Here is a 20,551-nt window from a genome sequence, read left to right on the forward strand (position 1 = left end):
AGGTAATGAGTGACAACCCTACAGACGCTTGCGACATTAACATTACTTGTTATCAGTGGTTATATCGCCGTCAGCGTGTCCTGGTCTGGGTTGCTTGCGAACAAACGGCAGCAACATTTGCTGTTTGGTTTTACTGCACTGTTGTTTTTCATGTGGATATTCAGGGCTGGTATTTTTGAAGGCCTGAATGTCCATTTCTTATGGCTCACCGCCCTCACCCTTACTCTTGGGTTTCGCTGGGCTGTTTTAGCCGGTCTTATTGCGCTGGTCGGCGTGACATTTAGTGGAAGCGAAAGCTGGCATATGCTGGGCGTGAATGGCCTAATCGGCGTGTTGATGCCTGTGAGTGTCAGTTATCTCATTTTCATGCTGGCATTTCATAAAATTCCGAGAAACCTGTTTATTTATGTTTTCGCCTGCGCATTTTTCCCCGGCGCAATGGTGATTGCGCTTAAAATGGCGATGATGGGTGGATATTATCTGTGGGAAGGGTTTTATGACTGGCCTACAGTACGAGATAACTACTTACTTATCATTCCGCTTTTGCTATTCCCTGAAGGATTATTAAACGGCATGACCATGACGTTACTCACGGTGTATAAACCCAATCTCGTTTATACCTTTCATGACAAATTCTACATAGACGGGAAATAGCGCTTTCTCACCTGCAGAGGGGCAGATGACACAGTGACAGCTTTAGGCAGCAAGAAAAGCTTACGGGCCAGAAAGGCCCGTAATAATGGCTGCTGACAATCAGACCTGCAGATGGATTTATTTGTCAGCCAGCAGGTGAAAGGCGATTACTTGCCGCCTTTTCCGTATAAGATGTCCATAACGCCAGACAATTCTTTTTTGCCTTCGCGCACTTCTTCTTCACTCAGGCCCGCGATTTCGTGCGGGAATACCAGCCACTCTTCACTCTGATTTACAAAGTAGTCAGGTACGATTTCGGTTTTGTTGTTTTGCGGCTTGTACCACGGGCATGCAATACGAATGTCCTTCGGTAAATTAAGACGCATAAGTTTGCGTACTTGTTTGATAAGCGCATCAACAGAACGACCTGAGTCAAATACGTCATCAACAATCAGCAATTTGTCGTCTGCATTGGCGTTTTCCACCAGATAATGCAAACCATGAACACGAATTTCTTTAGACTGTTTATTGATGCCGTAATAAGAAGACGTACGCACAGCGATGTGATCAGTTGGGGCATTTTTGAATTCAAAGAATTCCTGAACAGCGATACCGATTGGCGCACCACCTCGCCAGATCCCAATGATAAAGTCAGGGCGAAAGCCGTCTTCATAAACCATGGAGGCCAGACGGAATGAATCTTCGAGCAGTGATTGGGACGTAATAAAATTTTTGTTCATATTGGTAATCCGGCCTGTTTTTCAGAGGGCGGGCAGTATAGTGAAATTCCGCATTGTTTGCACGTAAAATTAACCATTTGGTCAAGCTAGCAAATAACTTACATCACTCATTCTGTAACGCATTGGCAGGTTGTACTCTCATCGCACGTACTGCGGGATAAACGCTGGCGAGCAAACACAAAGCCATCGAGAACAACGTCACCCAAACAACCTGATGCCAACGGAGATCGACAGGTATTCCCTGCCCGTCGGCAGAAAGCGCCAATTGAATATTCAGCAACGCCAGAATGTTATTAAGTTGGTAAGTTACTAGTATACCCAGAATCAGGCCGATTATCGCACCCTTCACGCCATTAAACAGGCCATTCAGTAGAAATACACTGCGTATCTGGCCAGGTTCCATACCCTGAGTTTGTAAAATGGCGATATCACCTTGCTTCTCTGTAACCACCATAACCAAAGCAGAAACAATGTTAAAAGCGGCTACCGCAATGATCAGTAGCAGCATCATGAACATCATGTTCTTTTCCATTTTCACCGCATCAAACAACGGCCCCTGACGTTCACGCCAGTTGTCTGAGTTCAATTCCAGCGCATTCAATTCATTTAATACAACCTGGTACTGGAAGGCATCGTTAAGAAAAAGACGGGTATCGGTGTCGGCGTTTTCAGGCTTTCTCAACAAACGCATTAAATCGCGCAATGACATAAAAATAATCTTATCGTCCATTTGCGAACCAACGCCATAAATACCAGCCACCTCCACAATGCGTTGGCTGGGCATTCGACCTAGTGGCGTATATACACTTGCCCCGGCTACCATTAAACGCATTTTGTCACCGGGGCGAATATCTAATTGCACCGCCAAAGCACGACCAATGATTACCCTGAAAGCACCGCTCTCAAGTGCATTCATACTGCCTGAGAGCATGTTCTGAGCCACAATAGACTCGGCCATTTGCTTCGGCACAACCCCTTGGATCTGCACTCCGCGTAATCCGTTGCGCGCTTGAATCACACCCTCGGTCTCGGTAAACGGCATTGTCTGTTTTACTGCATTCGACAACGCAGGCATATTTTGAGGAGCCTCATGCACAACCACATGGGGCACCAAACCTAATATTCGCTGTTTTAATTGTTGCTCAAACCCATTCATGACAGACAGCACAATGATCAGTGCCATCAGACCCAGTGCAATACCGGCAACGGAAAAAAAGTTAATGAATGAAACAAAACTATTTTGCTTATTCGCAGTAGAATATCGAAGAGCCAGAAAGGCGGAGACGGGTTGAAACATGTAAACTCGGCGATTCGGTGAAAAAAATCCCTGACGGGGCATGTCACATTAGTAAAGTGGCTAGTCTACGTGTAAGCTTTAGCACGTACAAGATTGATGTAATGGGAAATACATGAGCAACGAAACCCTGGCAGAGAAGAAAGCACAATTCGACGAATACTTCATGATTGCCCATGACATTCCGGTGAATGTGCAGCTAGTGGCTGATAAGGCCGTGCCTGCAACTGCAGATTTAGATTCCTGTATGCCTTACGCCTTTCGTATTGCCGGTGAAATGGCCGCTATCGAAGCGCAAGCGCTACGCCCGTTACGTAATCTTGGTGACCATGCTGCAGCGCTTACCGAATACCTTAATCATCAAGCGCGAAAAATAGATTTGATGATGTCTTACATTCTTCAGCAACAAGATGATGAAAAATGTCGCTACACCACCACCCGCTTCGGTGGTGGTGGCATTGTGGTGCAATCGTCTGAACCCTTTACGCCCGGCACTCACGCAGAGCTAAAAGTCTTTCTTAATCAGGAAGCCGCCGCTATCTATTGTTTTGGCGAAGTTATCGCTTGCGAGGCGCAGGAAGATGGTTACCATATCTCCTTTATTTTTAGCAGTATTCGCGAGCAAGACCAGGAATTACTGGTTCGGGCCAGCCTGCATTTGCAAACTCAGCAATTACGCAAACGCGCGCAGGACAAAAAGGACTAATTTTTTTGCCACAGGCAAAGCAATAATCACTAAATAGTTTTATAGGTAACATGACAGCCTCAATTTTTTCTCTTCCGCTGCCAAAAAGCAAAAAATCAGACGCTCCCGGTGATCATCAGCAATGGGGACAGTTAAAAGGTAGTAGCCGCGCACTGGCGATCAGTCAGGCCTATAAACAGCACAATGGCCCGGTTGTCGTTATCACGGCTGATACGCCTTCAGCAATGAAGCTGCAGCGCGAATTACGCTATTTTCTCGACAATGACCGTTCGATAACCACCTTATTCCCCGATTGGGAAACCCTGCCCTACGACATGTTTTCACCGCATCAGGACATTGTGTCCCAGCGTATGGAAACCTTGTACCGCATGTCCAACGAGCCCAAAGGCATTTTCATCGTTCCGGTAAACACCCTGATGCAGCGTTTAGCGCCTGTCGATTACCTGAACAAATACCTGCTGATGTTACACAAAGGCGAAACACTGGATCGCGACCAGTTCCGCCGCAATCTAGAGCAAGCGGGATATCTGCATGTGAATCAGGTGATGAGCCACAGTGAATTCTCTATTCGTGGTTCCATTATTGATTTGTTCCCCATGGGCAGTAACCGGCCCTTCCGCGTTGACCTGTTCGACGACGAAATTGATTCTATTCGCTATTTCGAAACCGACACCCAGCGCTCTTCCGATGAAGTTAAAGAAATAAGACTGCTACCGGCCCGGGAATTTCCCACCGACAAAGAAGCGATTACCCGTTTCAGAGCGCAGTATCTGGACACGTTTGATAATGTCAGCGCCCAGGAAACCATATTAAGTCAGGTATCTAAAGGCACTATGCCAGGCGGTGTGGAATATTACCTGCCGCTCTTCTTCGAAAAAACCGCCACGCTATTCGATTATTTACATAACAACGCCATGCTCATCATGCATGGCAACATCATGGATGCCGGTGAATTTTTCTGGACCGACATTAACGAGCGCTATGAACAGCGCCGCTATGATTTATCTCGCCCACTGTTATCACCCGATACCCTCTTTTTACCGGTCAACCAACTTTTCGAGCGTGTGAAAGTGTGGCCACGGGTGACGCTACATACGGATGTAATTGAACAAAAAGCAGGTAAAGTCAATCTCGCCTGCGAGGCGATTAACGACATCGCCTTCAATCCGCAGAAAAAGCAACCCGCACAAGCGCTGCTAGACAAAATGAAAACGGCGCGGAACGCGGGAAGCCGGGTGTTGTTTGTCGCAGAATCTCAAGGGCGTCGGGAAAATCTACTTGGCTTGTTGGGTAAAGCCAAAATCAAACCCGAATCGGTGAACCAATTTTCCGACTTCATCAATAGCAGTACTGCCATCGGGATCTGCATTGGTTTAATTGAAAACAGTTTTGAGTGGCAGCGGGCAGAAGGCAATCTGCTGCTAATCACCGAAACCGAATTACTCGGCTACAAGGTAAGCCAGCGTCGTCTTCGTGATAAACGCCAGGCCACCGATGAGAGCGCCATTATCCGTAACCTGGCAGAGCTCTCTTTGGGCCAGCCCGTGGTGCATTTTGATCACGGTGTGGGTCGTTACATTGGCTTGCAAACACTGGATGCAGGTGGCGTTCTCACCGAATATGTCTGTATCGAGTACGCCAAGCAATCCAAACTCTATGTGCCAGTTTCGTCATTACACCTGATTTCTCGCTACACCGGCGGAGACGTAGAGCATGCGCCATTGCATGCCATGGGCTCCGACGCATGGAGTAAGGCGAAACAAAAAGCAGCAGAGAAAGTCCGTGATGTGGCAGCTGAGCTTTTAAACGTTTACGCCAAACGTGCTGCGAAGCCGGGCTACGCTTACGACATTAACTGGGAAGATTATCAGAGTTTTGGTGACAGCTTCCCTTTCGAAGAAACGCCGGATCAGATGCAGGCCATCAATTCAGTGATTCAGGACATGGGCTCACCACAAGCCATGGATCGCTTAGTCTGCGGTGATGTGGGCTTTGGTAAGACCGAAGTGGCCATGCGTGCAGCTTTCCTGGCGGCTAATCATGGGAAACAGGTTGCCATTCTGGTGCCGACTACCCTGCTCGCCCAACAACATTTTGAAAACTTCAAAGACCGCTTCGCCAACTGGCCATTTAATATTCAAGTCATGAGCCGGTTTGTTAGCGGCAAAGAACAAAAGTCTGTCGTAGAAGGCATTAAAGACGGCAAAGTCGATATTGTGGTCGGTACCCACAAACTGCTCAGCAGCGACATTGAGTTTAACGATTTGGGCCTGGTTATTATTGACGAAGAACACCGGTTCGGCGTACGTCAGAAAGAGAAGTTTAAAGCCTTGCGTGCCGATGTCGACATTCTCACTCTCACCGCAACGCCCATACCGCGTACGCTGAACATGGCGTTGTCGGGTATGCGTGATTTGTCGATTATTGCTACACCGCCAGCACGCCGTCTGTCGATTAAAACCTTTGTTCAGCAACGTGACAAAGCGGTAATTCGTGAAGCCATCATGCGGGAAATTCTACGGGGTGGTCAGGTTTACTTCCTGCATAATGAAGTGGATACCATCGAGAAAACGGCAAAAGAAATTGAAGAAATTGTACCGGAAGCCCGTATTGCCATTGGTCACGGCCAGATGCGAGAGCGCGAACTGGAAACGGTAATGAGCGATTTCTATCACCAGCGTTACAATGTGCTGGTGTGTACCACAATCATTGAAACGGGTATCGACGTGCCGACAGCGAACACCATCATCATGGACCGCGCTGATCATCTTGGCCTCGCCCAGCTTCATCAGTTGCGTGGCCGTGTAGGACGTTCTCACCATCAGGCCTACGCGTATTTGCTCACGCCGCACCCTAAACGTATGACCAAAGATGCCGCCAAACGGCTCGAAGCGATTTCCAGCCTGGAAGATCTGGGCGCTGGTTTTGCCCTTGCCACCCACGATCTCGAAATTCGTGGTGCCGGTGAACTACTTGGCGATGGCCAATCGGGGCAGATCGCCTCCATTGGTTTCACATTGTATATGGATATGCTTGATCAAGCCGTTGCTGCGCTGAAAGAGGGCCGTGAACCGAGCCTCGAAGATGCATCAGCAAATCAAACTGAAATTGAGCTGCGTATTCCTGCCCTGCTACCCGATGATTATATCACCGATGTTAACCAGCGTTTGTCGCTATACAAGCAATTGGCCAGTTGCCAGTCTAAAGAAGCCATTGATGAATTCCAGGTTGAATGCATCGATCGCTTCGGTTTGCTGCCCGTACCAGCGAAGCAATTGATTAAGGTTGCAGAGCTCAAACTCATCGCAAAGCAGCTGGGTATCACAAAAATTGACATGACCAGTGTTGGCGGTTCCATTGAATTCAGGGAAAATACCCCTGTAGATCCCGGATATATTATTCAGTTGGTACAGACACAGTCAGACACCTTCCGGTTTGAAGGCAGCCAGAAACTCAGGCTGGTGAAGAAAACCGAAACGGCTGAAGAACGTCTGCAGCTCATTGAAAAAGTACTTAATAACTTCGCCATGGAGACAAGGTAGTGAAGAAGCGGTTATCGACTCTTGCAGCGTGCCTAAGTGCAGCTTTGTTCGCATCGGCACCCGCAAGCGCGGCGGATGACTGGTGGTTTGATATTGAAGTCATCATCTTTGACCGTAACGTCAGTATCAGCGAATTAAATGAACAGTTCGCGCAAAATGACTTGCTGGAACCCGCCGTCGCCGACATGAACCTGATTGAAGGTTATCTGCGTCCGGATATCAATTACGTAAAACAAGCCCTGGGTACATGTGGTGTCTCTTCCAATCCATTGTGGGTAGACAAACCTTCTGTGGAGCAAATTTTAGCAGACCATAAACAATGGAAGGCCACACAGACGCCGCCGCAACGCGCACCGGGTGATAACCGTATTTCCGGCGCAGAGGCTGATTATGCGAACAATAATAATCTAAGTCCAAACGATTCTGTTGATGGCGTGAACCCACCCACTACTCAGTTGAATGAGGAAACGATCCGCGATACGCAGGATGCAGATTCACAGGAAACGGTTTACGAAAGTGAAGACCGTTTCTCCGATGGGCTCAATGACCATTTTGCCTCGCAAGAAAACAGCATGGCGACAGAAGATGCGCCCTTAGAGATTGAAATCATACCAGTAACAGACACGGAGATTGCCAGTTACTGGGTTGCCTTCTCCGGAATTAACGATGCAAAACCGGTTTCCGTACCTGCGTTCAGGTTTTGTGAACCTCAGCATGACTGGTTAAGTCTGGAAAACGGTAAATGGAAAACATGGCAACCGGATAACAGTTTGCCCGCACCATCAGAAGTGCCTGAATTTCTTGATGGACGCGACTGGGAGGCCGCCGCATCGGCGCATTTACTGCCTTATGACAGCCTGGAACTCACCAAGCTCTCTCGCCAAATTCGTCAAACTCGCGGTATTAATCGCCTGCTTCACGTTGCCTGGCGTCAACCGGTGAAATTTGGTGAAAACAAAGCAGATGCGATGCGTATAATTGCAGGTAAAAACTATGCGGAAAGTTTCACCTTAAATGGCGAAGCTATCGAACCAGAAAGCCGCTTTTCACTGACAGATACTACAGACAGTGAGCAAGATGATCCGACACTCCGTCAGGATGCGTTCTTTAGCGAATTGAACGCCCGTCTTGATACGGCTAAGCCGGTGTCATTCAATGCATTGATGACGGCAAATGCCACGCAGCAAACACAGACAGACAATCCGTCGACTTCGCTGGCACTTGTGGGCCAGGGTGAAAACCCAGCCATCTGGCAACTCGATGGCTACCTGAAAGTGTATCTGAAATATATAAATCGTGTGCCGTACCTGCACATCGACAGTGAAATGGATTATCGCCAGCCAATTGCAAAAGAAGAGCGTAGAGAGACTGCCGACGTGGGGCAATCTTTGGAGTATGAGTTAAAAACCGTGCCGTTCCATCAGGTAAGACGGGTGATCAGCAAGCAAATTCACTACTTCGACCACCCCATGTTCGGCATGGTCGTTGAAATCCGAAGACATCAACGACCCTAAGTTCAAGCGCCGTAGCGGTTACAGGCGAGTAACAATCACAACGCCTGTAACCACAAAAGCCACCAGAATATTCAGTATGGTTCCTTCCCTTACCATCGTCTTCATATCTATATGACCACTACCATAAACAATGGTATTGGTGGGCGTTGCTACTGGCATCATAAACGCACAACTCGCACTAATCGCTGCAGGCATCATGAGTACAATCGGGTCGATATCCAAAGCAACAGCTGCACTGGCAAGAATTGGCATCAGTAATGTCGCGGTGGCGGTATTCGACGTGACCTCTGTGACAAAGCTTACAGCCAGGCACAGCACCAGAATGAGTAGCATGATGGGTAAAACGGAGAGGTCGGTAAGCGCATTACCTAACACCACACTTAAACCCGAAACGGTAAATGCTTTCGCTAGGCAAATTCCCCCTGCGTACACCATGAGTAGCCCCCATGGGATTTGCGCTGCGGTATCCCAATCGAGGATCTGACCAGGTTTTTCTTTGTCGCCGTCGGGTATTAAACACATCATCACCACGCCAGCAATCGCAATGGTGCTATCGCTTACGAAAGGCATGTTTAACCACTCTGTCCAAAACGGACGGAAAACCCAGGCCAGCGCAATAATCAAAAATGAAACCAGCACGCGTTTTTCAGCGGGTTTCCACTCGCCAGTTTGTGGCAATACCACTTCCGGGATTTTACCAAGATTACGGGTAAGCCACAGTGCCATAACCGGTATAGCCAGCAGTACAACCGGAATACCGGTTTTCATCCAATCCAGAAAGCTAAGTTCAGTACCGGTAGTTTGCTGGTACACACTCATGAATATAATATTGGGCGGCGTGCCGATGGGCGTACCCACGCCACCGATACTGGCCGCGTAAGCGATACCCAGTAAAATTGCGGATGCCAATGTAGGATTACTCACCGAGCTAATAATGGCCAGGGCAATGGGCAGCAACATTAAACAGGTCGCGGTGTTCGATATCCACATACTCAACACCGCAGAGGTTAACATGAAGCCCAGCACCAGACGTTTAGCGTTTGAAGCACCAGTAAGTTTAAGCATGTAAACCGCAAGGCGACGGTGCACGCCCGACTTTTCCAATGACTTGGAAAGCATGAACCCGCCCATCAAAAGAAGAATAACATGGCTACCCAGTGATGAAGACGCATCCTGATAGGTCATCACCCCTGCCATGGGAAAAGCAAAAAACGGAATTAACGAGGTTACCGGAATTGGCATGGCCTCTGTCATCCATAACATGGCAATGAGAACGGTGAGCCCGGCTGTCATACTCATCTTCTGATCAAAGCCATTGGCAAACATAATAAAAAACACAATCAGGCTTGCCACTGCCGACAGGCTGAGAAACTTGTACTTTACGTGCATAAATATAAATCCGGACGCGAGAAGCGCCTACTACATAAGAAAAATTCTGAAAGGCGTGATTATTTAGTTAAATCGTTGACAGTGATAACATAAAAGCAGACGCTTATGCAAAATGAAACCGATGATTTACGGCGTATATCAGCCTAATAAGAGACAAATGACACCCGCCATAAACTTGCTCAAAAAGAATAAAACGCCTCATTCTGTATTGAAATACCAGCACGATCCTGCAGCGCCATCTTATGGCTTGGAAGCCACAGAAAAACTCGGCTTAAACCCGGCAACGGTATTTAAAACGCTAGTGGTAGAACTCGACAAGCAACAATGGGCCGTATGCATTCTACCAGTCGCGGAAAAGCTCAGTATGAAAGCCGCGGCAAAGGCGGCAGGGGCAAAGAAGGCCGGAATGGCAAAACCACAAGATGTAGAACGAATGACGGGATATATTCTTGGCGGCGTGAGTCCGCTTGGTCAGAAAAAACGACTGCCCACCTTCATTCATGACAGTGCGACGGCGCTGGAAACCATGCATGTCAGTGCGGGCAGGCGTGGGCTTGAAGTGGCCTTAACGCCTGCAGACTTAAGCCGTGCTACCGGCGGACACTTTGCCCCCTTAACTGTTACCGATGGTGGCGAGTCTTAGTAGCTAGCATGCCCTGCTCTTCTTAACCGTTACGATGGGTTTTCGGCTTGCTGGCGGTAACGTTGTTGCCACAAGGTGCGAGCTTCATCCAACTCCGCTTCAGTCGGTGATTGCCCTGGTGAAAACGTATCGGCAATCTGTAAGATGATTTGGTCTCGTTTTTCTATCAGTGCGTCCACTTTAGGAAATAGGTCTTTCGCTTCCGGATAAGCCTCTTTCAACGAATCGATTTCCTCAAGGGCATAATATCGCTCTTCAAATTCATCGTTAAATAAGCTGCGTTTGGCATTGAATTTCACATAATCAATGGCACGTTGCGAATTCAGATAGGCCATATCGTTTGCCGCTAAACCCGCTTGCTCACCCACGTGTGCCGCTTTTTCCATCCAGGTAGCCAAGGCTTCGCTATCGTTTTCGATAACGGCTTGTTTTATGCCTGCTTGTAAATCCGTTGCATGGAGAATATCCATCACGGTAATCACTGGCACAGTTTCAGATTCAGAAGAAGTATCAGAAAGGTAGATGAAGTATCCGATAACGCAAACTGCAACCAGGCCAATAATTAAACCTGCTTTTTTCATTATCACTCCAGGCGTTTTATAAACAAGGAAAAAGGCAAAGCGCTACACGCCTTGCCTTCTACAAAGAAAAGTAAAACAGCGTATTTAAGGCGCTAGCCGCACCCTAATTGTTACTCTGTAGGTGGCTTTGAGTTCTCTACCCGGCTTTTGAGCTTCTGGCCCGGGCGGAAAGTCACAACACGACGAGCCTTGATCGGAATGTCTTCCCCGGTTTTCGGGTTCCGGCCAGGACGTTCGTTTTTGTCACGCAGGTCAAAATTACCAAAACCTGACAGTTTCACTTGTTCACCGGATTCTAATGCTTCTTTGATTTCTTCAAAGAAGGCTTCCACCAAATCCTTAGCGTCTTTTTTATTGATACCCAGTTTTTCGAATAAGTGTTCAGCCATTTCGGCTTTGGTCAATGCCATAATCTACTCTCTTAACGCTGCCCCAAACTCATTTTCCAGCCCTTTAACCACGGTTTCCACTGCTTGTTGAATTTCAGCTTCTTCCAGAGTCTTATCGGGATCCTGTAATACCAGAGACAATGCCAGACTCTTAAAGCCGGGTTCTACACCTTTGCCTTTGTATATGTCGAACAAGTTTAGGCCAACTAGTTGATTTACGCCAATATTTTCTACAAAAGAAAGAATGGCTCCAACGGTAATCTCATCTTTGACCGTAATTGCGATGTCCCGGCGGTTCGCTGGGAAGCGGGAAATCGCTTTAGCCTGTGGCAAGTTACGCACAGAAATCGCTTTAAGATCAAGCTCAAAGACAAAAACACGACCGTTTACACCGAGTAATTTACTGAATTGAGGGTGAACGGCACCCCCGTAACCGATTGATTTTCCGTTGAGGAGAACTTCTGCGGTCATACCCGGATGTAACGCTGAATGCGACGCTGCAACAAACTCAACGGACTGTGTATTAGCCGTTAATGCTAGTATAGCCTCAACATCACCTTTAATATCAAAAAAATCTACGCTGTTATCGTCACTTAGCCAACTTTCTTCGCTACGACGGCCAGCGATTACACCGGCAATAACGAGTTCCTGACGCACACCGTTAGGGGCGGATTCATCAGGCAGAAAACGCAGACCCGTTTCCATCAAACGAACGCGAGACTGTTGACGCTTCTGGTTATAGGCCGTTGCGCCTAATAATCCAGGCCAAAGACTGACACGCATCACCGACATATCAGATGAAATCGGATGCGGCAGTACCATACCCGGCTGTTCAGGGAACAGTGCATTCTGAATTTTCGGATCAACAAACGAATACGTTATAGCTTCGACGTAACCACGGGCAGTAAGTTCAGTTTTAAAACGGGATGCTGGAATATCAGATTCCTTACTATCCAACATCTTAAGTGAACCTTTTGGTGCCTGATCAGGGATGCTGTTGTAACCGTAAACACGGGCAACTTCCTCAATCAGATCTTCCTCAATGGCGATATCGAAGCGATAGCTTGGCGCTTTCGCTTCCCAGCCCGCTTCCGTCACGGTGACATCCAGCCCCAAGCGAGTAAGAATGTCGGTCACTTTGTCATCGGCGATATCGATACCCAGCACACGGCTTAAACGGGCACGGCGCAATACAACATCAGAAGACACTGGTAAGGCGCTTTCTTCGACGGCCTCAACTACAGGACCCGGCTGACCACCACAGATTTCAAGGATAAGCGCAGTGGCGCGTTGCATAGCTTTATGCTGCAGCAATGGATCGACGCCACGCTCATAGCGGTGAGACGCATCGGTATGTAAACCATACTGACGTGCGCGACCCGCAATGGCATCACGATTAAAGAACGCGCTTTCCAGCAGGATGTGTTTTGTTTCTTCGTTCACACCGGAGTGCAAACCACCAAAAATACCCGCCATTGCCAGTGCTTTGTGATCGTCTGCGATAACCAGCGTGTTGTCTTTCAGTTCAACGGTATTTTCATCGAGCAGAGTAAGCTGTTCACCGGCATGGGCCAGGCGCACATTAATATTGCCGTCAATGGCGTCTAAGTTGAACGCGTGCAGTGGCTGACCCAGTTCAAGCAAAACGTAGTTGGTTACGTCAACAATAGGATCGATAGAACGCACGCCACAACGACGCAGCTTTTCTTTCAGCCACAACGGGGATTCTGCTTTTACGTCTACGTTGCAAATAACACGACCAAGATAACGGGGGCACGCTTCTGGCGCACTTAAAGTAATGGCCAGTTTGTCATCGATAGACGCTTCTACGTCGTCGATAGTTGGCTCGGTAACGTCGGCACTGTTCAGAACGCCCACTTCACGGGCTAAACCGCGAATACCCAGACAATCTGCACGGTTCGGCGTTAAATCCACTTCAATGATGTTGTCATCGAGGTTCAGATAATCGCGAATGTCCATGCCAAGCTCTGCGTCTGCAGGAAGCTCAATGATGCCACTATGATCCTCTCCCATGCCAAGCTCAGAAAAGCTACAAAGCATACCGTGAGAAGGCTCGCCACGAAGTTTGGCTTTCTTAATTTTGAAATCACCGGGAAGTACTGCTCCGACTTTCGCTACTGCAACTTTCAATCCTTCGCGACAGTTAGGCGCACCGCATACGATGTCCAGTAATTCCTCTTCACCGACATTAATTTTTGTCACTCTGAGTTTGTCTGCATTCGGATGCTGACCACACTCAACCACTTTACCGACGACCACACCGGAAAAATCCGCTGCCACCGGTTCAACGCCATCCACTTCCAGACCAGCCATGCTGAGCTGTTCAGATAAGGCATCGGTAGAAACCTGTGGGTTAACCCACTCTCTTAACCACTGTTCACTAAATTTCATGATTGCTTTGCCTTAATTGAACTGCTTCAGGAAACGAAGATCGTTTTCGAAAAATGCGCGCAGGTCGTTAACGCCATAGCGCAGCATGGTAAGACGCTCAACGCCCATACCAAAAGCAAAGCCAGTGAATTCTTCAGGATCAATATTAACCGCTTTCAGTACATTCGGGTGCACCATACCGCAGCCCAGTACTTCCAGCCATTTACCGCCTTTACGACGCACGTCTACTTCCGCTGAAGGCTCTGTAAACGGGAAGTAAGAAGGACGGAAGCGCACTTCGAGTGACTCTTCGAAGAAGTTTTCCAGGAATTCGTGAAGAATGCCCTTCAGTTCCGCAAAGTTTACGTTGCGGTCAACCATCAAACCTTCTACTTGGTGAAACATTGGCGTGTGCGTCTGGTCGTAATCGTTACGGTATACGCGACCCGGCGAGATAATACGCAGCGGCGGCTTTTCCGTTTCCATAGTACGAATTTGTACGCCAGAGGTCTGGGTACGCAGCATCACGTCAGGATTGAAATAGAAGGTATCGTGGTCTGCACGTGCCGGGTGATTCGCAGGAATGTTCAGCGCATCGAAGTTATGGAAGCTGTCTTCCACTTCAGGACCGGTTTTTACCGCAAAACCCAATTCACCAAAGAACTGTTCAATACGGCTGATAGTGCGGGTAACGGGATGCAGGTTGCCCGGCAGCTCAACACGACCTGGCGCAGATACATCTACGGCCTCTTCAGCAAGCTTGGCATTCAGCTCAGCGCTGCGAAGGGCTTCGCCTTTAACGCTGATCAATTCCTGAATCTGTTGCTTAGCAACGTTGATTTTTTGTCCTGCTGCAGGACGCTCTTCATTAGACAGTTTACCTAAGCCTTTCAGCAGGTCAGTAAGCTTGCCCTTTTTACCCATAAACTCGACACGCACCTGATCGAGTGTTGCTGCATCTTCGGCAGCGTCAATCTGACTCCGGGCCTGACTGATTATCGCTTCAAGCTCCATGTTATCCTCAATTTGGCATGGTAATGGTGAACAAACAGCGTTTCTGTTCGCCCTTTATATAAACCCATAGTTTACACGACAGACGAAGATAACGGCTACCCTAACAGGCTGAATATTCCAACATTTACAGGATTAATTTGTATTTTGGCGCGTTATTGCCAGAGGTGGCGGAAGAATGGAAAAATTTTTGCGCTGAAACGAAAAACGGCGAGCATCCTGCTCGCCGTTTCCCGAAAGAACTTAAACTTAATTTGTTAAAAAATTAAGCTAATGCGCCTTTAGCCGCTTCGACTAATGCGCTGAATGCTACCTTGTCATGTACCGCGATGTCGGCAAGGATCTTACGATCGATTTCAACAGACGCTTTCTTCAGACCGTTGATAAAACGGCTGTAAGAGATACCATTTTGACGAGCCGCAGCATTAATACGTGCAATCCACAGTTGACGGAATTGACGCTTACGCTGACGACGGTCACGATATGCATATTGACCAGCTTTAGTTACGGCCTGTACCGCTACGCGATATACACGTGAACGTGCACCGTAATAACCTTTTGCCTGCTTGAGGACTTTTTTGTGACGAGCACGTGCAATAGTGCCGCGTTTTACTCTAGCCATTAATCAGTCTCCTAAGTCTTATACGTAAGGCAGCATGCGCTGAACTAATTTAGTATCAGAGTCATGAACCAGTTTTTTGCCACGCAGGTGACGTTTACGCTTAGAGCTCTTCTTAGTCAGAATGTGACGTAAGTGAGACTGTTTGCTTTTAAAGCGGCCAGAACCCGTTTTCTTGAAACGTTTGGCGGCACCGCTTACAGTTTTCATTTTAGGCATTGCTAAAACTCCGCATTGTTTAATAACGACATTAAGTGTGCAGTCACCGTTTGTCGATTGATGTTTGCAGCAGGGTGTTTCAAAGGTGCAGATTCTTTGAAAACTTTAGACCACTACTACCTCTTGATTGGGGCAAGCACCATGATCATCTGACGGCCTTCCACGCGACGCGGAAAAGACTCGCAGACTGCAATGTCTTCCAAATCGGTTTTAACGCGATTCAGTTGCTCAATGCCGATCTCCTGGTGGGCCATTTCACGTCCGCGGAAGCGAATCGTGACTTTAGCCTTATCCCCACTTTCCAGAAAGCGACGCAGGTTGCGCAGTTTTACCTGGTAATCGCCTTCATCAGTGCCAGGGCGAAATTTAATCTCCTTGACCTGAATTTGCTTCTGTTTTTTCTTCTGCTCTTTCTGAGCTTTACTTTTCTCAAAGAGGAATTTGCCATAGTCCATAACTTTACAGACTGGCGGCTCAGCATTTGGACTGATTTCCACTAGATCAAGAGTTGCCTGTTCGGCGTTCTGCATCGCTTCCGCGAGCGTCACGACTCCGATCTGTTCGCCATCTTTACCGATTAATCGTACTTCGCGAGCACGGATTTCGTCATTAATGCGGGCTTTATCGCCCTGAGCCTTATTATTAGCGCCTTTAATGTGCTAATCCTCCAAAAATTAAAAACTAATGCCCGCTCGTTTCTCATGCGAGCGGACTGAATTTGATACACTCACCATTACTTAATGGTTTTATCCGCGATTTCCTTTTGTGCCAGTTCGATGAAGGCATCAACAGACATTGAGCCTAAATCTTCACCTTTACGTGAACGAACGGCAATGTGCCCTGCTTCGACTTCTTTGTCACCACAGACCAACATATAAGGAACGCGCTTTAAAGTGTGCTCGCGGATTTTAAAGCCAATCTTCTCATTTCTCAAGTCAGACTTTACTCTAAATCCAGCATTCTGCAGTTTTTGTACAGTTTTTTGCACATATTCTGCCTGATTGTCGGTAATATTCATCACCACCAGCTGCTGAGGAGCTAACCAGAGTGGGAAGAATCCGGCGAATTCTTCGGTAAGAATACCGATGAAACGTTCAAGGGAACCCAGAACCGCGCGGTGAATCATTACCGGAACACGACGTTCGCCGTCTTCCGCAACATAGGTTGAACCTAAGCGGCCCGGCATAGAGAAGTCGAGCTGCACGGTACCACACTGCCATGCACGATCCAGACAATCATAAAGGGTAAATTCAATTTTAGGGCCGTAGAAGGCACCTTCACCTGGCAACCAGCTGAATTCAATGCCTTTGCTGTCCAGCGCTTCCGCCAGTGCCTTTTCTGCTTTATCCCAGATTTCATCACTACCTACACGCTTTTCAGGGCGGGTAGACAGCTTAACTTTAATTTTTTCGAAGCCGAACGCTTTGTATGCGTCGTAAATCATGTCGATACACAGGCCCACTTCACTGAGAATTTGTTCTTCAGTACAGAAGATATGCGCATCGTCCTGGGTGAAACCACGAACACGCATCAGACCATGCAGTGCACCAGAAGGTTCATTCCGGTGACAACAACCGAACTCTGCCATACGCAGCGGCAGGTCGCGGTAGGATTTCAGGCCCTGATTAAATATTTGTACGTGACCCGGGCAGTTCATTGGCTTAATGGCATATTCACGCTTTTCAGATTCCGTGGTGAACATGTTTTCGGCGTACTTGTCCCAGTGACCGGATTTTTCCCACAGTACGCGGTCCATCATCAGCGGACCTTTTACTTCGTCGTAGGAGTAGCTACGCAGCATCTTACGAACAAACTGCTCAAGCTCGGTGTAAATAGACCAGCCGTCGTTGTGCCAGAACACCATACCTGGTGCTTCTTCCTGCCAGTGGAACAGATCCAACGTTTTACCAATTTTACGGTGATCACGCTTTTCTGCTTCTTCTAAACGTTGCAGATAGGCTTTCAGCTGCTTCTTGTCTGCCCATGCGGTACCGTAAATACGCTGCAGCATTTTATTGTCGCTGTTACCGCGCCAGTACGCACCGGCCACTTTCATCAGTTTGAAATGCTGACAGAACTTCATGTTAGGCACGTGCGGACCACGACACATATCAATGTATTCTTCGTGGTGATACAAACCCGGGAAAGAATCCTTCGGAATGTTCTCGTCGAGAATTTCCATTTTGTACGTTTCGCCACGGGCTTCAAAGGTATCCCGTGCTTCCTGCCAGCTGACGTTTTTCTTCACAACGTCATAATTAGTTTTCGCCAGTTCAAGCATGCGCTTTTCGAGCTTCTGTAAGTCTTCTTGCGTAAGACTGTGCTCCATATCGACATCATAGTAAAAACCGTTATCGATAGTAGGACCGATGGCCATTTTGGCGTCTGGCCATAATTGCTTGATCGCGTGACCAATTAAGTGAGCACAGCTGTGACGGATGATCTCAAGACCGTCTTCATCTTTTGCAGTGATGATCTGTAACGCAGCGTCTGATTCAATAAGGTCGCAGGCGTCTACACGCTCGCCGTTAACACGACCGGCAATGGTGGCTTTCGCCAGGCCCGGGCCGATATCGGCGGCCACGTCCATGACAGAAACGGCAGAATCGAAAGCGCGCTGGCTTCCATCAGGAAGAGTAATTACAGGCATGAAAATTCCTTTACAGTGGTGACGCCTACTCTGCGCCACTTGCATTAAAAATGGGTGTACAGCTAAGGTCGAGAGACCATTAAAAGACTGCAATGATAAAACACAGATGCCTACCCGCATCTGATAAAGAGACCGAATTATAACGGCTTAACCGTGAGGTGCAATGGCCCATTTCGGTAAATCATCAAGCGGGGTTTTAAAACTGTTGTTCAGAATTAGCAATCGCGGTGATGTTTGCCATAATTTGCGGAGGTAATGAAGAGCGAATGAATATGTGGCATTTCATTTGTGAACACATCAGTGATGTAACACAAACATTTTTCAGCATTTCAAAGCGCAATGCGGTTAGTGGCGGAGATACCCATTCTGCGTTTGTGATCAACGACGAGTCGCACCGTTATTTTGTCAAAATTAATCCACTGGTTAACGGCCAACGACTGCGCTATGAAATGGATGGTCTGCAGGCACTGTCTGCGTCTGGTACCATGCATATTCCCCAGCTTATTTGCTACGGGCTTGCCGATGAGGGCGCAAAGCAATTTGAATACATGGTGTTAGAACATCTACGCTTTCAAAATCCGCAACCGGAAGCCTGGTACGAACTGGGCGCCCAGCTAGCGACGCTGCACCAAACAACGACAGCAAAACAGAGCGGTTGGCATGAGAATAACTTCATAGGTCAAACTGCCCAACGTAATACATTCAGCAATGACTGGGCCCGCTTTTTCGCTGAGCACCGTATTGGCAATATGTTGGAACATTGTGCCCGACGGGACTTGCGTGTTGCCAACATCGATGTGCTGGTTACCCAGGTCCATCGTTTGTTGCAGCCGCACATACCTCAGGCTTCATTGTTACACGGTGATTTATGGCAAGGCAATGTTGGCTTCTGCCGGTATGGCCCAACAATTTTTGACCCAGCAATTTACTACGGCGATCGCGAGACCGATATCGCCATGACAGAGTTATTTGGTGCCTTCCCCAGCCCGTTTTATCAGGGTTATAATAGTGTATGGCCGCTGGCCGCAGAATACGAACTGCGAAAGCACATTTATAACCTGTACCATTTACTGAACCATGCGCTAATGTTCGGCGGTCACTATATTGATTCGTGTAAATCACAAATAGCGCAAATAAGGAACGTTCACTAAACGATGTTAAGTACTTTGCGTCGCGTGCTGATGCGCGGTCTCGTTGTTATTACAATTCTCTCTACACTCAGTGCCTGTAGCTTCGAGTCCGGTGTAACCAGCGATTTACATGACTATGCTGAACGATTATCAAGGGTTGTGGGTACTGACCTCATTTACCATTCCCCTGTAGCTACACTAAATTATCCTGCTGAGAACCAACTTGCCTGGCCCCTGCAAACCTTCGAAATTTCGCTTACTGAATTCTATTCGTTGCAATCTTGCCAAATCGGCAGTTTGGTGGCTGAGCGGAACACGACGCTTGGCAAGCAACAGGATCAGGCTGCAGCTTTTGCTTATGAAGTTTCGCTTGTTAACACGCTCAACGACTGCATTCTTTCTCTTGACGATGAACACAGTCAACTCGCGGAAAAATTGCAAGATTGGCAACGTGTAAAACGCCAGCAATTACCGAAAGTATGGGCGAATATGATTCAGTCCGTCCGGGAAAACAGACTCGCATTTTCTAAAAGCACTGAATTGCTGTCAGTGGAGAGAGAAGATGATGACAGCGCCGGGGTCACCGCCCTCGCCTACCTTGTGAGTTTGTCTACGACAACCGACGTAAGTCTGGATGAGTTAAACCGCCAATTAAAAATTCTTAATGCCTCGCGCTTACCTGCAAAGCTCTGGCGAACGCAGAATCTGCTTGCGGCCAGGTTGAATGATTTAACCACCGCACTCAACGTGGCGCTACCAAGTGTATCTTGTGAAAACGGACGTGCGTCCGAACAAGCTGAGATCCTGCGTAATGTGTTCTACCTCTTTTTCATAGAAAAAATTCAACCGGTAGGAAGTCGTCTCAACCACCTCCACTACCAGCTTACGCCAGTGCTTGAACTGCTACAGACATCACCTTCTATTCAGCCTGCTTTCAAACAATATATCGAAGCCAGGAACAGCGAATTTCGGACATATCAGTCTGCCATGAGTGAACACGTGAAGCTGTGGCAGACCTTTCTGGGTAGATGTCATTTATCGCCGCAGAAGCCTGGTTAAATTGCACATAAATCAGCATCTGAACAACATTTCTGGCAACA

At 47.8% G+C, this 20,551-nt stretch carries 18 protein-coding genes; 7 read left to right on the forward strand and 11 right to left on the reverse strand.

From position 1 onward, the window contains the following. Window positions 1-9 precede the first annotated feature (9 nt). The gene (locus BFC18_RS00825) at window positions 10-654 is read left to right on the forward strand and encodes an energy-coupling factor ABC transporter permease (protein WP_070123295.1); all 645 of its coding nucleotides are present in this window, start codon (window positions 10-12) and stop codon (window positions 652-654) included. A gap of 146 nt (window positions 655-800) precedes the next feature. Here BFC18_RS00825 and BFC18_RS00830 read toward each other — a convergent pair whose 3' ends face one another. Both BFC18_RS00830 and BFC18_RS00835 read right to left on the reverse strand, forming a co-directional pair. After that, window positions 801-1,373, reverse strand: coding sequence for a phosphoribosyltransferase (locus BFC18_RS00830; RefSeq protein WP_070123296.1), 573 nt, complete (start codon window positions 1,371-1,373; stop codon window positions 801-803). Between the two features lie 103 nt (window positions 1,374-1,476). After that, entirely contained in the window at window positions 1,477-2,670 is a 1,194-nt protein-coding gene (locus BFC18_RS00835; RefSeq protein ID WP_070123297.1) for a lipoprotein-releasing ABC transporter permease subunit, read from the reverse strand. 112 nt (window positions 2,671-2,782) lie between these two features. Between BFC18_RS00835 and BFC18_RS00840 the strand changes: the two genes are divergently transcribed. The 3 genes from BFC18_RS00840 to BFC18_RS00850 are packed head-to-tail and all read left to right on the forward strand — an operon-like array spanning window position 2,783 to window position 8,429. After that, on the forward strand, window positions 2,783-3,373 hold the full coding sequence (locus BFC18_RS00840; protein ID WP_070123298.1) for a PilZ domain-containing protein: 591 nt from the start codon (window positions 2,783-2,785) through the stop codon (window positions 3,371-3,373). A gap of 50 nt (window positions 3,374-3,423) precedes the next feature. Then, a complete protein-coding gene (mfd, locus tag BFC18_RS00845) occupies window positions 3,424-6,915 on the forward strand; it encodes a transcription-repair coupling factor (RefSeq protein WP_070123299.1) in 3,492 nt (1,163 codons plus the stop codon). After that, window positions 6,915-8,429, forward strand: a complete 1,515-nt coding sequence (locus BFC18_RS00850) for a CsiV family protein (protein WP_070123300.1) — start codon at window positions 6,915-6,917, stop codon at window positions 8,427-8,429. The genes mfd and BFC18_RS00850 overlap by 1 nt, the downstream gene beginning before the upstream one ends. Window positions 8,430-8,447: 18 nt before the next feature. Here BFC18_RS00850 and BFC18_RS00855 read toward each other — a convergent pair whose 3' ends face one another. Continuing rightward, window positions 8,448-9,818, reverse strand: coding sequence for an SLC13 family permease (locus tag BFC18_RS00855; RefSeq protein ID WP_070123301.1), 1,371 nt, complete (start codon window positions 9,816-9,818; stop codon window positions 8,448-8,450). Window positions 9,819-9,975: 157 nt separating this feature from the next. On the opposite strand from BFC18_RS00855, the gene ybaK reads away from it, so the two are divergent. Further along, a complete protein-coding gene (ybaK, locus tag BFC18_RS00860; RefSeq protein WP_070123322.1) occupies window positions 9,976-10,461 on the forward strand; it encodes a Cys-tRNA(Pro) deacylase in 486 nt (161 codons plus the stop codon). A 29-nt stretch (window positions 10,462-10,490) separates the two neighbouring features. Here the strand turns inward: ybaK and BFC18_RS00865 are convergent, their stop codons facing one another. The 8 genes from BFC18_RS00865 to thrS all read right to left on the reverse strand — a co-directional run bounded on the left by BFC18_RS00865 (window position 10,491) and on the right by thrS (window position 18,321). After that, window positions 10,491-11,042: a hypothetical protein gene (locus tag BFC18_RS00865; RefSeq protein ID WP_070123302.1), complete on the reverse strand. Its 552-nt coding sequence runs from the start codon at window positions 11,040-11,042 to the stop codon at window positions 10,491-10,493. 110 nt (window positions 11,043-11,152) lie between these two features. Next, entirely contained in the window at window positions 11,153-11,452 is a 300-nt protein-coding gene (gene ihfA, locus BFC18_RS00870; RefSeq protein ID WP_070123303.1) for an integration host factor subunit alpha, read from the reverse strand. A 3-nt stretch (window positions 11,453-11,455) separates the two neighbouring features. Next, the gene (pheT, locus tag BFC18_RS00875; RefSeq protein WP_070123304.1) at window positions 11,456-13,843 is read right to left on the reverse strand and encodes a phenylalanine--tRNA ligase subunit beta; all 2,388 of its coding nucleotides are present in this window, start codon (window positions 13,841-13,843) and stop codon (window positions 11,456-11,458) included. 12 nt (window positions 13,844-13,855) lie between these two features. Continuing rightward, complete coding sequence (gene pheS / locus BFC18_RS00880) at window positions 13,856-14,836, reverse strand: phenylalanine--tRNA ligase subunit alpha (protein WP_070123305.1); 981 nt, start codon at window positions 14,834-14,836, stop codon at window positions 13,856-13,858. A 262-nt stretch (window positions 14,837-15,098) separates the two neighbouring features. Beyond that, window positions 15,099-15,455: a 50S ribosomal protein L20 gene (gene rplT / locus BFC18_RS00885; RefSeq protein ID WP_070123306.1), complete on the reverse strand. Its 357-nt coding sequence runs from the start codon at window positions 15,453-15,455 to the stop codon at window positions 15,099-15,101. 18 nt (window positions 15,456-15,473) lie between these two features. Then, window positions 15,474-15,671, reverse strand: a complete 198-nt coding sequence (rpmI, locus tag BFC18_RS00890) for a 50S ribosomal protein L35 (protein ID WP_012518091.1) — start codon at window positions 15,669-15,671, stop codon at window positions 15,474-15,476. Window positions 15,672-15,787: 116 nt separating this feature from the next. Beyond that, window positions 15,788-16,327, reverse strand: coding sequence for a translation initiation factor IF-3 (infC, locus tag BFC18_RS00895; RefSeq protein ID WP_083272839.1), 540 nt, complete (start codon window positions 16,325-16,327; stop codon window positions 15,788-15,790). Window positions 16,328-16,404: 77 nt separating this feature from the next. After that, window positions 16,405-18,321 carry a threonine--tRNA ligase gene (gene thrS, locus BFC18_RS00900; RefSeq protein WP_070123307.1) on the reverse strand — a complete coding sequence of 639 codons (1,917 nt, stop codon included), beginning with the start codon at window positions 18,319-18,321 and terminating at the stop codon, window positions 16,405-16,407. Between the two features lie 266 nt (window positions 18,322-18,587). Between thrS and BFC18_RS00905 the strand changes: the two genes are divergently transcribed. Then, window positions 18,588-19,472 (forward strand): fructosamine kinase family protein, encoded by an 885-nt coding sequence (locus tag BFC18_RS00905; protein ID WP_245680306.1) that lies wholly within the window; start codon window positions 18,588-18,590, stop codon window positions 19,470-19,472. Window positions 19,473-19,475: 3 nt separating this feature from the next. Beyond that, a complete protein-coding gene (locus tag BFC18_RS00910; protein WP_070123308.1) occupies window positions 19,476-20,510 on the forward strand; it encodes a DUF3080 family protein in 1,035 nt (344 codons plus the stop codon). Window positions 20,511-20,551 lie beyond the last annotated feature (41 nt).

The sequence above is a fragment of the Alteromonas confluentis genome, assembly GCF_001757105.1.
In the GTDB taxonomy this organism is placed as follows: domain Bacteria; phylum Pseudomonadota; class Gammaproteobacteria; order Enterobacterales; family Alteromonadaceae; genus Alteromonas; species Alteromonas confluentis.

Excerpts from the sequence above, each read along its gene's own strand:
- BFC18_RS00835 (WP_070123297.1), bottom strand. The coding sequence starts at position 2,670 with ATGTTTCAACCCGTCTCCGCCTTTCTGGCTCTTCGATATTCTACTGCG.
- BFC18_RS00905 (WP_245680306.1), top strand. The coding sequence starts at position 18,588 with ATGAATATGTGGCATTTCATTTGTGAACACATCAGTGATGTAACACAA.
- ybaK (WP_070123322.1), top strand. The coding sequence starts at position 9,976 with ATGACACCCGCCATAAACTTGCTCAAAAAGAATAAAACGCCTCATTCT.
- BFC18_RS00855 (WP_070123301.1), bottom strand. The coding sequence starts at position 9,818 with ATGCACGTAAAGTACAAGTTTCTCAGCCTGTCGGCAGTGGCAAGCCTG.
- BFC18_RS00830 (WP_070123296.1), bottom strand. The coding sequence starts at position 1,373 with ATGAACAAAAATTTTATTACGTCCCAATCACTGCTCGAAGATTCATTC.
- pheT (WP_070123304.1), bottom strand. The coding sequence starts at position 13,843 with ATGAAATTTAGTGAACAGTGGTTAAGAGAGTGGGTTAACCCACAGGTT.
- pheS (WP_070123305.1), bottom strand. The coding sequence starts at position 14,836 with ATGGAGCTTGAAGCGATAATCAGTCAGGCCCGGAGTCAGATTGACGCT.
- BFC18_RS00910 (WP_070123308.1), top strand. The coding sequence starts at position 19,476 with ATGTTAAGTACTTTGCGTCGCGTGCTGATGCGCGGTCTCGTTGTTATT.
- BFC18_RS00865 (WP_070123302.1), bottom strand. The coding sequence starts at position 11,042 with ATGAAAAAAGCAGGTTTAATTATTGGCCTGGTTGCAGTTTGCGTTATC.
- mfd (WP_070123299.1), top strand. The coding sequence starts at position 3,424 with ATGACAGCCTCAATTTTTTCTCTTCCGCTGCCAAAAAGCAAAAAATCA.
- BFC18_RS00840 (WP_070123298.1), top strand. The coding sequence starts at position 2,783 with ATGAGCAACGAAACCCTGGCAGAGAAGAAAGCACAATTCGACGAATAC.
- rpmI (WP_012518091.1), bottom strand. The coding sequence starts at position 15,671 with ATGCCTAAAATGAAAACTGTAAGCGGTGCCGCCAAACGTTTCAAGAAA.
- ihfA (WP_070123303.1), bottom strand. The coding sequence starts at position 11,452 with ATGGCATTGACCAAAGCCGAAATGGCTGAACACTTATTCGAAAAACTG.
- thrS (WP_070123307.1), bottom strand. The coding sequence starts at position 18,321 with ATGCCTGTAATTACTCTTCCTGATGGAAGCCAGCGCGCTTTCGATTCT.
- rplT (WP_070123306.1), bottom strand. The coding sequence starts at position 15,455 with ATGGCTAGAGTAAAACGCGGCACTATTGCACGTGCTCGTCACAAAAAA.